The organism is Hyphobacterium sp. CCMP332, from assembly GCA_014323545.1.
Lineage (GTDB): Bacteria > Bacteroidota > Bacteroidia > Cytophagales > CCMP332 > CCMP332.
Genome location: CP058647.1, coordinates 2,098,874 through 2,116,322 on the forward strand (window position 1 = coordinate 2,098,874; position 17,449 = coordinate 2,116,322).

The 17,449-nt window shown below is 43.2% G+C and carries 2 protein-coding genes; both read right to left on the reverse strand.

Annotation, left to right across the window (positions count from 1 at the left end):
- Positions 1–106: 106 nt before the first annotated feature.
- On the reverse strand, positions 107–11,686 hold the full coding sequence (locus tag HZR84_09220) for a tail fiber domain-containing protein (protein QNL22108.1): 11,580 nt from the start codon (positions 11,684–11,686) through the stop codon (positions 107–109).
- A gap of 274 nt (positions 11,687–11,960) precedes the next feature.
- Positions 11,961–17,105, reverse strand: coding sequence for a tail fiber protein (locus HZR84_09225; GenBank protein QNL22109.1), 5,145 nt, complete (start codon positions 17,103–17,105; stop codon positions 11,961–11,963).
- Positions 17,106–17,449: the final 344 nt, after the last annotated feature.

Sequence of the window (17,449 nt, forward strand, 5' to 3'; positions counted from 1 at the left end):
AAATCAATAAGGTAACTGCTTTGCAATTTACGATGATTTTAGAAAATGGTTGTAAATGAAAAAAGCCACTCAAAGAGTGGCCTTGAAATAAAAATTGTTGAATTAATTATTTTTTGACATTAAGAAGCAATTTCTTCAATTCTTCAACATCTGATTTTAAAGCATTTAGCTCTTCTTGCTGTTTCATATAATCATCTTTATCAATGACTAGTGAGTTTGAACTTGAAATATCATCCTCATTGGAAGTAAGTTTAGTATTCAACTCATTAATCATTTTTTGTTGATCAATTATCATTTTATGCAATTCCTGAACTGAACTGGTTAGAATTGGAGTGAGTTTTGAATAATCAACCATCATAGGTTCAGTCTCCGGATCAGAGTTTTCATCACCGTTTACAGCCTCGGGAAAGATGTTATTTAACTCCTGGGCAATAAACCCTATTCTTGCTATTTCAGGACTACCTTTAAATACGTAGTTTCTTGGCTGCATTTTTAATACCATTTCAAGACCACCATTGAAATTTGAAATATTATCTTTCAATCTGCGATCTGAGGAAGTTAAATAAGATACTGCTCCGACGCCATTCGCTGCAATTCGACCTTGTACACCACCTCCTGATCTCTCAAAATAAATATAATCATTTGAACCTGCGGTACCTCCAAGGGCAATATTTAATCCATCTGCAGAAACTCCTGAACTTGTATTTTCAATTGAAGCTATTGTACCAGATGAATTTGATCGAACAATCTCTAAAGCATAGGAAGGTGATGTAGTTCCGATTCCAACATTATTAGAAAAGTAATTAAGATCTTCGCCAGTAATGTAAAGTCCATATTCAGTCCCGGATGTAGATCCAATGCTATTGGCATACATTAGATAAGAAGTTCCAGTACCGTCATTATCAGATATCACATATTGACCATAAACTGTACCAGATTGACCAGAAGCCTTGTTTGCATCAATATAAGTACCATAGACTGTTCCCGTTCCCAAATGATTTACAAAAACCCTTGAGCCCATTGCTAGACTGGAAGAACCCGCAGCCCCATTGGAATTAACCCAAGAACCATATTTGGATCCAGATCCATCAATTGAGACATCAGCAAATAATCCATATTTGGTGCTGCCACCAGAATAATCATTGTTAGTATATAACCCATAAGGAGTAGTAGAATTTGTGGATGGAATATCAATGCGCAATTGATATAAATCAGATGCTCCATTATAACCTATTCCAACATTTTCCTGAACAATTAAACCATTAGGCTGCGCCGTATTTGTTCCAGAGTAATTTGCTCCAATTGCTACTGAACCTTCTACATCTAAAAGATTAACCGGATTAGCTACTCCTATACCTACGCTACCTGTATTTTCTACAGTTAATCTGGTTGTGCCTCCGGCATACAATAGCACGTTTGCCGATGAAGCGGGGGCAGTACCAAATACCATATTATCACTGCTACTTTGAATGAATCCTTCATATGTTCCATTATCATATATTGTTATTAACGGATTATTTGTAGACTCAAATCGCGCCACACCAATTGATGTACTTGAGACATGCAAAACGTCTGAAGGGGCGTTTGTGCCAATTCCTACTCTACCTTCAACGATTAATCCATCTGTAGGTGCTGCAAAAAAGCCGGCATAATTTGTACCAATGGCCACTTCTCCAAGCACATCCAAGGTATTTACCGGTGCTGTAAGACCAATACCTACATTTACTGCATTTCCTCCTGTACCACCAAGCACCAATGAATTACTTGAGGCTACAAAGGCATTATACCCAATTGCTGTTGCGTTAGTCAAAGCGGAAGATGATACATCCGCGTTATATCCCAAGATTGTATTATTGCCCCCTGTAATATTAGTATTTCCGGCGTTGGCACCAACGAATGTATTGTTATCACCGTCTGTATTATTTTCACCGGAACTTCTTCCAAGAAAAGTATTCCACGAGCCTCCTAAATTATCCCAACCTGAACGCAATCCAAAAAATGCATTTTGACCACCATTTGTGTTTACTTCGGCAGCCTGTGTTCCTACAAAGGTATTACTTATACCGGTTGAAACTGCTCCGGCATCCATGCCTATATGCGTTGAAAAGGCTTGTGAATTTGTATGACCGGAATTGTAACCAAGAAACAGTCCGTTGCTTCCATTGGTGGATAGCATTTCATTGGAACTAATGAAATAGCTGTTGGAAGCATTGATATCTCCAGTTACATCCAACTCAAATGCTGGCGCAATATTCTCTATACCAACATTTCCATTTAAAAACTGAAAATTCCCAGCTGCTTCAGGATCAACAATTAATGTAGTTCCAAATTGAGCTCCTGTATAATCACCAATTGTTACATCTGTATCATTTATCAAAAGGGCACCATCTCCCTGCCCACCAATAATTTCAAGTCTTCCACTTGGAGTAGCAGTTCCAAGCCCAAGGTCACCTTCAGATGTCAATCGCATTTTAGTCGTAGCCACGGTCGCATTAAGATTGACTGTTTCAAAATCCATTCGTGACCCTCTATTTGTGGCAGACCAGGTTTCTGCTGCACTGATGGCAATACCACCTGCATTAGAGAAGCCTGAACCATGATAACCTGCGGCGATTAATTTCGCAATGTCTTCATTGATAAGCACTGGACTTGGCAAGGCTTGTGTACCATTTGCTTTAAGTAATCGGATCTGGTTTCCTGTTGAAGTATTATTGTATTTCCAGGACTGAATACTGTTTTCATTTATTTCAGTTACTAATTGAAGTTTGCCATTTCTAATAGAATCTGTTCCAATAATGACAGAACCACTGTTTTTATTTAGAATATCGTTTCCACTTCTTCTCCAATATACACTATCTGCAAGATCAACATAGCCAACAACTCCAGTATTATTTACAGTCAATATTTGTCTACCATTACCTGCAAAATCTTCTAAACGTATGGTTCCACCACTTAAATGAAGAAGTTCCGATGGGTTATTTGTTCCTATACCTACAGCTCCACTTGCTAATAATGAAGGTGAAACACTTCCACCGGTATTTTGAATTCTTACAACTGCGCTTGTATTGGCGGCATTGAAATTGTCAAATATGGCACCACTTCCTGTACCTGTCCCTTGAGCAGCAGCGTAAATACCCGATCCAGCTCCAACTGAAGCGGTATAGATACCATGAGAATTGGCCCCACCACCAGGATTCGAATTGATAAAATATCCGGCTACGTCAGCTCCTCCTGTGTTTATAGCAGAAATTGCATAATCACCACCGGCAAGACCATCTGTTTGTGCATAAATAGCAGACTGCCCTGTTGCAATTACATCCAAAGCATTTGATGGTGTTGTTGTACCAATACCCACATTGACCGCATTTGCTCCGGTTCCTCCAAGAACCATAGAATTACTAGCAGCTACAGATGAATTAAGACCAATCGCTATTGCATTGGTCAATCCGGGTGCACCTACATCGGCATTGTGTCCAATGGCTATGTTAAATGTTCCTGTGGTATTTGCATCCAAAGCCTGATATCCAATGGCGGTGTTGCCCTGTCCGTTGGAGTTCAATGCGGCTCTGCTACCTACAGCTACGTTTCCATCGGCATTATTATTTAACAAAGCGGTAAAACCTATGGCAACATTGTCATTACCGGAGGCCGAATTTTCCATGGCTGCATTACCTATTGCTGTATTTTGTGTTCCGATTATATTGCGCAATGCCGCGTATCCAATACCTGTATTGGCATCTCCTGTATTATTAACTGACAAGGCCAATGATCCAAATGCCGAGTTGCCGTCAGCTGTATTAGCCGCCATGGCGCTATTTCCAAAGGCTGAATTATTAAAGCCTGCACCATTGTTTCCGGAGAGGTAACCTAAAGCTGTAACCCCGGTTCCGGGTCCTTCAATTTTACCGGCAGGTTGATTGTTGATTCTGAAATTTAAAGGGACGCCATCGGTGGTTCCAATAAAGTTAGTACCATCAACGGTTCCTGCATTTCCTGTTAAGTCCCAGAAAGTACTCGCACCCAGCGGTTGCCAGCTGGCTTCCCCTGTGGCATTAGAAGTTAATACATAACCCGTCTGGGCACCATTTACGATTATGACTGAATCAAATTTGGCCGCATCACCTACGACTTCAAGTTTATTGGAAGGCGTGATGGTTCCTATTCCCACATTATCCGCATCCGTAATTACCAATGGGGTGGAACCTAAATTGTAATTGGCGACATAAAAATCCCCTTCAAGTCCACTTCCAACACTACTGGCATCGGTTCCGATTCCATAGTATCCGACATCCGTTTCCAGATCATAAGACGCAATTCCGTCGTCGGCCAGATTTTCTACCTGAACGGCTACCCATCCTGCAGAAATGCTATCCGTTACGTCGAGTTTTTCATCCGGAGCATAATCTCCTATACCTACATTTCCGGTTGCATCCTCAATGATTAAACGCGCTTCGCCGTCATCATCATCATAAATGACCAATGAATTATTCGTGAAATTGGATCCTTCATAACGAATTTCCATTCTGTTGGCATCGTTCACAAAATCAAGAGAGGTTTGGCCATCCGCATTGGTATTCACAATTTCCTGAAGAACAAAGCCACCGGCTCCTACATTTCCCTGAAGTGATATATTACCATTTTCAAAAAGACCGGAATAGGTGGCACCATTGGCATCCACATGAATACCTGAAGTTGAACCAGGATCACCTAAAACTTCTATTGCCGTGACCGCGCCAAGGGATTGAGCTCTCAAACCTGCAAATCCTCCGGCTGCACCCAAGGCGTCAACACCAAGGTAATTTCCTTCAGCTATTACGCCGTATCCAAAGTTGGCAGCCGTAGCAGTGGAGGTTGCATAAATTGCAGCACCATCCTGAGATCCTGTATTGGTATTGGTAAATCGACCGACGAATTCACCAGTATTAACATTATCTATTACATGTAATCTACTGCTTGGGTTGATAATTCCAATACCGAGATTACCATCACCCGTAATCCTGGCTAGTTCAATACTACTTGATGCATTAACGCTTGAATAGAATACATGATCTGCGGAAGGTCCATTAACCTGGTACCTTAATATGGCTCCCGGTCCAACACCAAAACCGAAGAATTGATGATCGTTATTTGCCCCTTCTAAAAGTACTATTTTTCGATTGGCTTGAACTGCGTTAAAGGTTAAAGGTGCATTAGCCGAAGTAGTTCCAATCCCAACATTTCCTTCTACCAATAAACCGCTTGTAGGTGCAGTATTGGTTCCCGCATAATTCCCGCCAATCACCATTCCTCCATCAACATCAAGTTTGTTTAGTGGACTGGAATTGCCAATTCCTACTCTTTCATTGGCTTCATCTATATACAGAACGGAGTTTGCACCACTGGAAATGAAATCGATATTGCCGGACCCCATATTGACGGTTTGTCCACCGTCATATGCTGCTTGTAAAGTATGTGCTGAAGCACCGGGTTGCCAGCTTGCTTCACCAGTTGCATTTGAAGTCAAAACATAGCCGGCCTGGGCTCCATTAGTTATGATAACGGAATCGAATTTGGCTGCATCTCCAATTACTTCCAATCTATTGGCCGGTGTAGATGTTCCGATACCGACATTGGCATTGTTGCCCAAGACGAGGCTGTTATTTTGAGAAACGACTGCGCCTGACCCAATTGCAGTAGCATTGGTTAAAGATACAACTCCTGCATCCGCTCCCTGTCCAACAAAGGTGTTATTATTTCCACCAGTCAAAGTAGTACCTGCATCCGCACCAATGGCCGTATTCGCATCACCTGAAGCAGAAGGAAGTGTGTTTTGCCCAAATCCTGAATTACCTGAACCGGTGTTGTTTTCCAATGCACCCCGACCGAAAGCAGAATTAAATGATCCAGTTGCACTCGCCATAGACACATAGCCTACTGCCGTATTCCAGATTCCAGTGCTATTATTGCTTAAAGCAACTGCACCAATACCAACATTCTCATTTCCGCTGGTATTATTTGTTAGTGCTCCTTCACCAATAGCTATATTTCTATTACCTACTAGATTTGAAGACAAGGCGTTGATTCCTATTCCTACATTATTAGCACCGGTTGTATTGGAGCCTAAAGCATTTGTACCCAATGCTGTATTTGAAGCCACTCCACTATTACCTCTTCCAATCGTAAGGCCATTAATTCTTGCATCACCTCCAACAACATCCAGTTGGTAATTAATATCAGGTGTGTTTGTGCCAATTCCAACTCTTGCTGTATCTACGTAAATATCCGTTCCGTTCGACTGCCAGTAACCCACGATATTCGGCGGAGCGGTGAGACTGTTTTGGTAGTCTGCACCCTGGCGCTGGGCAATGAAGTCAAAATCAAAACTTTCATTTGCCCCTGTCTCATTTTGTGTAACAATTATAACAGAATCCGCGGACTCTGTAAAGAAATTCGCAGCAGTAAAACCAATTCCATTTTGGTGCCTTGATGTCAAGGAAAATGACGGAGTTTCGGTGAAAAATCCTGGTTGAAATTCAATGTCATAAACACCGGGACCCGTATTGGTTACGGAATTTATAAACGGATATGATTGACTAATAACTGTACCATTCGCTGCAATCCTTGCACTAAACACATTCGCTGGTATGGTGTCATTCGCCCCCGAAGCGCCTCCAACGAGGGTAAAGTTGGTTCCGTTCCAAACGAAAAGTTCGTTTAATACAGTGTCATATACGACCATTCCGTGATCCGATACTCCGAGAAGCGGTTGGAGATTAGTTGTGTCTACTCTGTTTAGCTGAAGACCACGATCATCATGAGCAAGATCGAGCGAAGCATTTTGATTTGGTGTTGTAGTTCCTATTCCAACGCTAACATCTGAAGTTGCCCCGCCAACACCATTTATACTTCCCAAAACCATACTATTATCCTGGGCTACGATTGTCTGGGCTCCTATTGCAGTTGCATTATCTAGGTTTGTTGTTGAAGAGGACACACCTGCTCCGGTACCAATGGCTGTGATATTACTACCTGTTGAGTTTTGGTAATTGGCATCTATACCAATTGCCACGTTATTGTTTCCGGTAGTAAGATTGTGATTGCTTTCTCCACCAATTCCAATATTGGCGGATCCGGTTGTATTGAGTAAAGCGCCTAATCTTCCGATGGCAATATTGTCATTTCCACTGGTTGTGTTCGGTAATGCCTGAAAACCGATGGCAATATTTGAATTACCATCCTGAACAGAACTTCCTGTACCAAATCCCATTAAAATGTTTTCTGTACCACTAGTTAGTGCCTGACCTGTATTTGGACCTAGTCTCAGATTCTGATTTGCAGGAGAAACTGAAAGCAAATGAAGCCCATTTTGATAATAAGCCTGACCAAGATCGATATTTACATTTCCACCGCTGATATCCAATAAATGTGCCGGGGTATTTGTTCCGATACCAACAAGAGCTGTATCAAAATAGATATCCGATCCATTTGATTGCCAATATCCAACCACATTTGGTGGAGCTGTTAGCGTATTTTGATAGTCAGCTCCCTGGCGTTGGACAAGAATTGTGAACTCATTATTTATCAGAAAGTCAGTGTTGTTATTAACCAATTGTACCCTTGCAGTATTAGGAGAAACACTCCAGACATACCCTCCGATTGATGTGAATGATCCGGCATCAGTAGTGTTTCCTATAATGATACTGGGAGCTTCAGTGAAGAATCCTGGCACAAAATTAACGTTGTAATCTCCCACGCCTAATCGTGTAACAGAGGTTATAAAATTATGTGAAGTTGATTCAATTGTAGGAGTCGCTACGTTACCATCAATCCTCGCACTAAACACATTCGCGGGAATGGTGTCATTTGCACCACCAGAAGCACCTCCTACAAGCGTGAAGTTCGTACCATTCCAGATGAACAGTTCTGTTAAAACTGTATCATAAACCACCATACCGCGGTCACTGGGTCCGAGAAGCGGTTGGAGGATCGTGGTATCAACGCGGTTGAGTTGGAGTCCTTTATCATCGCTGCCGAGTACCAGATCTGCATTGGGATTGGAGGTGCTGGTTCCTATTAGAATACTGGCCGTATCGGAATAAAGGTCAGTTCCGTTAGATTGGAGATAGCTAACTACATTCGGTGGAGCTGTGAGGCTGTTTTGGTAGTCGGCGCCTTGTCGCTGTGCGATAAGCATAAAGTTGGCATCGGAAAATGAATTTTCATGAAATCGGATGGTTATTGTTGCCTGGTTGGCATCATTGGCATTAGCTGTATGTGCAAATCGGGCATCATCCTGAGGTATGGCAATAAGTGAAGGTTCAACTGTGAAAAAACCAGGCACAAAAGTAATCTGTACAACACCAGTACTAAGTCTGTTTACATTTTGAATAAATGGGTAGGATTGACTTGTAATGCTTGCAGCAACTCCGTTATTTGCAATTCTGGCACTAAACACATTAGCCGGTATGGTGTCATTTGCCCCGCCGACCCTTACCAAAGATTCACCCGGAGGCCATACTCCGGCGGCTTTTGGGCCAAATATGCTATCCGTTACTGTATTAATATAAAAGTCGCCATCTACTCCGTCCCCGGGAGTTGGATCAACTAATCCGTTTAAAACGGTATTTCCATCCGCCCCCGCAGGGCCCACCAAAGATGTTCCTGTTCCCCATAAACCTCCTGATTTAGGACCGAAAATGCTGTCGCTTGTTGTGTTGATAAAGAAGTCTCCATCCACACCATCGCCGGGTGTTGGATCAATTAAACCACTGAGTATGGTGTTTCCGTCAATTCCATTGGTACCTGCTGCTCCTGCGGGTCCTACTAAAGAAGTTCCTGTACCCCATACTCCTGCCGTTTTGGGTCCGAAAATACTATCGCTTGTAGTGTTGATAAAGAAGTCTCCATCCACACCGTCGCCGGGAGTAGGATCGATTAATCCACTTAGAATGGTGTTTCCGTCTATACCGTTAGCGCCGGCTGCACCTGTCGGCCCAACCAGAGAAGTTCCTGTACCCCATACTCCTGCCGTTTTGGGTCCGAAAATACTATCGCTTGTTGTGTTGATAAAGAAGTCTCCATCCACACCGTCGCCGGGAGTTGGATCGATTAAACCGCTGAGTATGGTGTTGCCGTCTATACCGTTAGCACCGGCTGCACCTGTCGGCCCTACCAAAGAAGTTCCTGTACCCCATACTCCTGCCGTTTTGGGTCCGAAAATACTATCGCTTGTTGTGTTGATAAAGAAGTCTCCATCCACACCGTCGCCGGGAGTTGGATCGATTAAACCGCTGAGTATGGTGTTGCCGTCTATACCGTTAGCACCGGCTGCACCTGTCGGCCCTACCAAAGAAGTTCCTGTACCCCAGACCCCTGCAGTCTTAGGTCCGAAAATGCTGTCGCTTGTGGTGTTTATAAAGAAATCTCCGTCTACACCGTCGCCGGGAGTTGGATCGATTAAACCGCTGAGTATGGTGTTGCCGTCTATACCGTTAGCACCGGCTGCACCTGTCGGCCCTACCAAAGAAGTTCCTGTACCCCATGCGCCTGCCGTTTTGGGTCCGAAAATGCTGTCGCTTGTGGTGTTGATAAAGAAGTCACCATCCACACCGTCGCCGGGAGTTGGATCGATTAAACCGCTGAGTATGGTGTTGCCGTCTATACCGTTAGCACCGGCTGCACCTGTCGGCCCTACCAAAGAAGTTCCTGTACCCCAGACCCCTGCAGTCTTAGGTCCAAAAATGCTATCGCTTGTGGTGTTGATAAAAAAGTCGCCGTCTACGCCGTCACCCGGAGTAGGGTCGATAAGGCCGCTAAGAATTGTATTTCCATCTGCTCCTGCAGGACCGGGTGCTCCGGCGAGGTTTACTGTCCAGGAGCTAAATGTTCCGCCTCCCGTAATAGAAGTCACATTTACATCCAATGCGCCTGTAGAAGGATTATAAGTAGTTACCGTACCTTCCATAAAGTTTGTACCTGACTCTGCTATAATTACAGTTTGAGCTGCAGTATAGGCTAATGCCGTGTCGACAGTCAAAGATTGTGGGCCTAAGGCTATTGTTAGTGTTGTAGTTGAAGTGGTCGCGTAACGATCGCCGTCTGCGCCATCTGTTCCTGCCGCACCTGCAGGTCCTACCAGAGAAGTTCCTGTACCCCAAACCCCTGCGGTTTTAGGACCGAAAATACTATCACTTGTTGTGTTGATAAAGAAGTCCCCATCTACACCGTCGCCCGGGGTAGGGTCTATTAAACCGCTGAGTATGGTGTTTCCGTCAATACCGTTAGCACCGGCTGCACCTGTCGGCCCTACTAAAGAAGTTCCTGTACCCCAGACCCCTGCGGTTTTGGGTCCGAAAATGCTGTCGCTTGTGGTGTTGATAAAGAAGTCGCCGTCCACACCATCACCAGGAGTGGGGTCAATCAATCCACTGAGTATGGTGTTACCGTCTATACCGTTAGCACCGGCTGCTCCTGTTGGCCCAACCAAAGAAGTACCTGTTCCCCAAACACCGGCGGTCTTAGGACCGAAAATGCTATCGGTTGTTGTATTGATAAAGAAATCGCCATCCACGCCATCGCCCGGAGTGGGATCGATTGAACCACTGAGAATGGTATTACCATCAATTCCGTTGGTACCTGCTGCTCCTGTCGGGCCAACCAGCGATGTACCAATTCCCCAAACACCTGCGGTCTTGGGACCGAAAATGCTGTCGGTCGTGGTATTGATATAAAAATCGCCATTCACGCCATCGCCTGGTGTGGGATCGATTAATCCACTGAGTATGGTGTTTCCGTCAATACCGTTAGCACCGGCTGCACCTGTAGGCCCAACCAAAGAAGTTCCTGTTCCCCATGCGCCTGCAGTTTTAGGACCGAAAATGCTATCGCTTGTTGTGTTAATATAGAAATCGCCATCCACACCATCGCCTGGCGTTGGGTCTACCAAACCACTTAGAATTGTATTGCCATCTGTTCCTGCAGGGCCGGGTGCTCCGGCGAGATTTACTGTCCAGGAGCTAAATGTTCCGCCTCCCGTAATAGAAGTCACATTTACATCCAATGCTCCTGTTGAAGGATTATAAGTAGTTACCGTACCTTCCATAAAATTTGTTCCTGATTCAGCAATAATTACTGTTTGAGCTGCAGTATAGGCTAATGCTGTGTCGACGGTCAATGATTGTGGACCTAATGCAATGGTAAGTGTTGTTGTTGAAGTAGTCGCGTATCGGTCGCCGTCTAAGCCATCGGCACCCGCCGGTCCAATTAATTGAGTTCCTGCACCCCAAGCTCCTGCAGTTTTTGGACCAAAAATGTTATAGGTTGTGGTATTAATATAGAAATCGCCATCCACACCATCCCCGGGTGTTGGATTAATTGTTCCGTTTAGTACTGTTTTTCCATCCGTTCCTGCTCCTCCTGTTCCTGTTCCCACCAAAGTCCAATAGGTGCCATCAAAATAGCGAAAGGCCTGAGCGGTGGTATCGTAATAGATTATTCCGGTATTTGCCGGATTATTGCCAAAAGTGACCGTATCATCGGCACTTAATTTTGGCATTAAAAATCCCAATGGCGAACTGGGATCAAGATGTAAAATGGCATTCGGATTGGGTGAAGTAGTACCAATACCGACATTTTGCTGTGCTTTTAAGTGAGAGTTGCCAAAATAGCATAGAGCCAGCAATAGCAGGGGGAGTAATAATTTTCTCATAACAGAATGTGTATCGTGCTTAGATTAATACGGACAAAAGCCCAAACGTAACAATGTACTAATATAATTCAATACTTCCTTTTTTGGGAATTATATTGCCTCTAATTGATACGCTCTTTATTCTGAAATGTTCGGCCTGGGGGATAACAGATAAAATCAATAAATATAAAAATATTGATATTTCGAGATATAACTTTATTTGTACTTCATGAGTGTACCTTGGATTGCATTATTTAAATAGCAACTTTTCGGAACATCCTATTAATCTGTTTGATTATTTTTTAGCTTCCATATTGAGAATTGCATTTAGTTGGTCAATCTGTGCCTGTAATAAATTCATTTTATTTTGCACATTTTCGTCTGATTTTATGGCCTCTGTATTTTGCACCTGTAACATTTCAATTTGAGCTTTTTGATTTTCAATAATGGCTTGTTGTTCTTTAATGGCCTCCACCAAAACAGGTACGATACTACCATATTCCACGGTTTTGGTTTTAAAGGAGTCACTTGCGGTATTAACCACATCCGGTAATATTTTTTCTACTTCCTGAGCCAGGAATCCCAGATGTCTTTTCTCATCTAGATTCAACTCTGAATTTACAGTGCTATCCCATTCAAATGATACCCCTTTTAATTGGAGAATCTTTTGAAGTGACTCAGTTATTGGTTCAATATTTTTTTTAAATCTTTTGTCCGAAAGGTTGTTGTATGCACCTACACCGGCCACGGAGCCATTTACATGAAGTCTAAAAGTAGGATTGTATTCTCCTATTCCGACATTTCCGCCGGCCCCGTTTAACACAAGATTGGTCCAGGCAACGGATACCTGATTTCCCTGAATTTGTGACCAGCTATTAGATGGAATTGCACCATCCGTAAAAGTATTTATTTGCAGGACATTTTGATTCGTACCAAAATCTCCAACATTAAATACGGTTCGGACTATAGCCACACCATTGACATCGAGTGAAGCTCCGGGAGCGGTTGTGCCAATTCCAACTGAACCTCCATTAAAAACAGCTGCATAATTATTATCTGCCCCGGAAACAGTAACATCCAAACCGATATTTGGCTGGTTGACTGTAGCGACGCCCCATGCTCCGGTGGATTCGATTTTCAAACCAATTTTGGTACTGTTTGAACCACCCACTTTGGTGACCAGGTTTTGAATTAACATCCCATTATGACCAATAGAGCGAAGTCCTGAATTAAGCACTCTCAATGCTGAACCGTCCACTCCGGAAGCGATATTATTTTCAAAATATCCGGCTGATCCATTACTTGCCTGCGTTACAACGCTCAACTGATTGCTACCGGGATTATTTGTGCCAATTCCTACAAAGCCTGCATTGTTAATAAACATTCCGGTATTGGGATTCGAAATCGGATCAGAGGTCGCATAAAAACGGTATCCCGCATTAAAACGCGCCGTAAATTGATCAGTAGTACTAGAGGCGGTTAAACCCGGCGCACTTCCACTCCAGTCGCCCATAACAAATGAACCGAGGTGATTGGCCTCTGCATAATTCCCTATGGCAATTCCCCTGTTGCCACCAACAGTATTTCCTGTACCAATAGCGATTCCGCCAAAACCCGATACAGTATTATCGTATCCAAAAATAATTTCGCCATTTTGAGGGCCGGTTATTGTATTGTTTGTCCCCACCGTAAAAGCGTAATCGTTTCTATCAATGTTGGTATTTTGGTTTAAGGTTCCTCCTAGATCAACCGTATTTCCCGAAGAACTCAATCCATTCCCTGCTACAGTAAATCCTGTACCTGAGGTCCATGTTGGTGCAACTCCAGGTCCGCCTGAAGTAAGAACGTCACCAGCAGCACCTGGCAGATTGTTTGGCATCAGGGCTCCATCTAATCTTATATTCCCATTAACATGTAATTTTTCTGTAGGTGGGGTAATATCTAAGCCAACATTACCTGAAGGATCGAGAACTAATTGATTGATATTTGCTAGTCCATTTGTTCCAATCAGTAAACTTCCATTTTCACGATTATTGATCGTGGCCGTATTAGATCCACTAATTCCAATTAGAAGGCCATCTGTTGCAGTTGTACCAAGGAAATCATTGGTAATAATCATTCCTGTACTACCTGCGGAACTGCTTATATGAAGTCTTTCGGTAGGCACTGTAACTCCAATACCTACATTTCCATCACCCACAATTCTCATTAACTCGTTGCTTGTGGTAGTATTTACAGAAGCGTAAAATATATGACTGGCAAAAGTTCCGTTAACCTGATACCTCAAAGCGGCCCCATTGACTCCAAAACCGAAGTATTGATGATCATTATTTGCCCCTTCAAATAAAACTATCTTTCTATTGGCAAGCGCAGTAGCAAATTGAAGTGGAGCATTTGGAGAAGATGTTCCAATACCGACATTGGCATTGTTGCCTAGAACCAGTGCATTACTAACAGCTACAGATGCATTAGCACCTATTGCAGTTGCATTGTTCAGGTTATTTACAGTCGCATCAGCATCATATCCAATGAAGGTGTTCGAATTACCGGTGGTGATTGTATTTCCGGTTTGATACCCCAGAGCAGTATTTCTTCCACCTGATGAAGCCATCAAGGATCTAAATCCTATTGCAGCGTTATCATCACTATTTCCATTTTGCAAGGCCTGGCTACCGAAAGCCGCATTTCGTGCTCCGGTTGAGTTCACAATCATTGCATTATTTCCAACGGCCGTATTGTGCGTACCGGATGAATTGGATTGTAAAGTAGATCGGCCGAAAGCAGCATTAAATTGAATATGATCGATTCTTCCGGCAGGTACATTGTTAACTCTAAAGTTTAATGGAATATTATCAGTCGTACCTACGAAATTGGTCCCGTCGATTGTTCCTGCATTACCTAAAATATCCCAAGATGAAGTTGCTGAGATGATGGCCTGATTTGTAACCGCCGTTACCCTTCCAAAAGCATCTACAGTAATTTGAGGCGATTGGCTAGAAGAGCCATAAGTACCTGCAGTAACTCCCGAATTGTCAAGACCAATAGTACCTGTGCTTGTTATTGTTCCGCCGGTTAAACCAGATCCTGCAGTAATACTGGTGACTGTTCCACCACCACCACCAGCGGTAGCTCCGGGTTGGTATTTGATAATATAGTTGACATAAAGATTGACCGGACGAGTTTCTGCACTTATTCTTGGCGCACCATTGGTTCCATCACTTTTTGGTTCTCTGGCATGATCAACATTAGATGTTCCTATTCCTACTCCATCCGAAAAGGTAGCTCCAAGTGAACCTAGACCTCCTGCTCCAGGGTCTCTGTAACTTTGATGCCAGTGACCTTGGAATGCATCCAACTGATAACTCCCAACAGCATTCCCTCCATTTCCACCAGTATATTGAGCAATTCTTGCTCCTGCATCCGGATCAAAACCGGAGCCACCGCTTACGCCACGCATGAATTTTCCTCTTAAATCCGGCACCCGAAAGTTGGTGGCATTGGTCGTTCCCCAAGCCGTTCCGATGGCAGCGAATAGATCAGCGTAAGTAGTTCTTGATATTAAGGCACCATCGCAGGCTAAATATCCGGGAGGTATTGCTCCGCCCGCAAAAGCCATAATGGTACCAACAGGTTCACCACCTGCGCTGGAATTTCCTAAAGTGTCAAAATCAGTACCGTTCCAATAGAGTATTTGACTCGCTACGGAATCATAAAAAATCAATCCTCTGTCGATTGCTGCCAGCCCGGAAATCTGAGAGGCGTCAACCCGGTTAAGTTGTAGCCCGCGATCACTACTTCCAAGTGTTAAATCAGCATTGACATTAGGAGTTGGGGTGCCTATGCCAACATTAGCAGTGATGCCTGCTCCATTGAATCCGTTTACCCTTCCCAGTACTAATGCATTGGATTGATTTACAAAAGAGAACGATCCAATGGCAATTGCATTGTTAAGATTTCCGCTTCCCACATCAGCATATCGGCCAATTCCTATATTATCCGATCCGGTATTATTGGTAAACAAGGCATGATCTCCTAAAGCCGTATTACCCGTGCCGGAGGTAAAATTGGATAATGCAAAGTGTCCAAAAGCGGCATTTTCACCACCGCTGGTGGCCAAACCCATCGCACCGGCACCAACAGCGGTATTTGGGCCGCCTGTGGTCAATGAGCCAAGAGCTTCGGTACCAATTGCCGTGTTGGCCGAACCGTCAACATTGGCATCCATCGAGGCATCACCTAAAGCGGTATTTCTTTCACCGATCGTGTTCTGGGCTAAACTGTTAAATCCAAATGCCGAGTTTCTATTTCCAGTCGTATTATTATTTAATGCGTTGACTCCAAATGCTGCGTTGGATGCCACTGCACCTTCACCAAGACCTGCTCTAAGTCCATTTATTCGTATATCGTCACCAACCACATCCAGCTTATAATTTAGATCCGGTGAATTTGTGCCTATACCAACACTTACATTATTACCCAATACAAGGGAATTATCCTGACTGACAATGGCATTGGCACCTATTGCCGTTGCATTGTTCAAACCGGCTGCGCCAACATCTGATTGATATCCTATGGTTGTATTTAAGTTACCGGAGGTATTGGTTTGCATGCTTAATACACCGATAGCAACATTTTGAGAACCACCACCATTCAAAAGCATGGAAGATTTTCCAATAGAAGTATTGTCAGATCCTACTGAATTGGTCAAAGCAGCATGTCCAACAGCGGTATTATTATCACTTGCCGTATTATTATCACTTGCAAGAAAACCAACAGCAACATTGGCAGTTCCTGTTGTATTCTGATTCATGGCACCTCTTCCAACCGCGGTGTTTTCACTCGCTAAATTATCCCGCAATGCAATATTACCAATGGCCACATTGGCATTGCCGCTAACATTCGATTGTAAGGCCCCCGAGCCAATAGCCGTATTTCTAAAACCTGTCGTATTTACTGCTCCTGCATTTGAACCCATGGCCGTGTTTTCAGAATTCGTATTGACGTTTAAGGCATTAAAGCCAAAAGCGGTAGAACTTGTGATTGAATTTCCAATTCGCCCGGCGGATTGATTATTCACCCGAAAAGACAAGGGGATATTATCCGTTGTTCCAATAAAATCAACTCCATCAACGGTACCTGTGTTACCAGTCAATTCCCATGATGAACCACCTCCGGCCGGTTGCCATGCCGATCCATCCCATGAAAATATTTGATCTAAGACGGAATCGTAAACCATTAAGCCTTCATCTGTAGCTAAGGGCGTAAATCCTGCAGTTTCAACATTTGGAAGAAGCAAACCCAAATCCGAGGCACCATTTTCAAGATGTAAGAGCGCATTGGGGCTGGGAGTGGTTGTTCCTATACCGACATTGTTCTGAGCATTAACAGCACATACGGAGGCCATTAATAATAATAATAATAATACGTATAGTTTTCTCATAAAAATTTGACTGATGGCAATAATAAATACTTTAAAAAGAACAAATGTGACTGTTAAAGCATCATTTATTAATCTCTAAAAATATCAAAATTTGCATTCAATCTTTATCTATGATCTGATACTGAGTGAATATATTTACTGAGAATTATATTTATTTTGTATAATTAGCTCTTTTCCAAGCACCTATACCTAAAGTTTAGGATAGTGCAATTCACTTAATCTTCAATTTTATTTATTTTATTCTCAGCTTTATTTTTGCTTCAGAGCTGAGAAATGTATACCCTTGGCCGATCTTGCTTTCGTCAATATCAGTCTCGATAAGGAATAATCAGACCATCTACTTA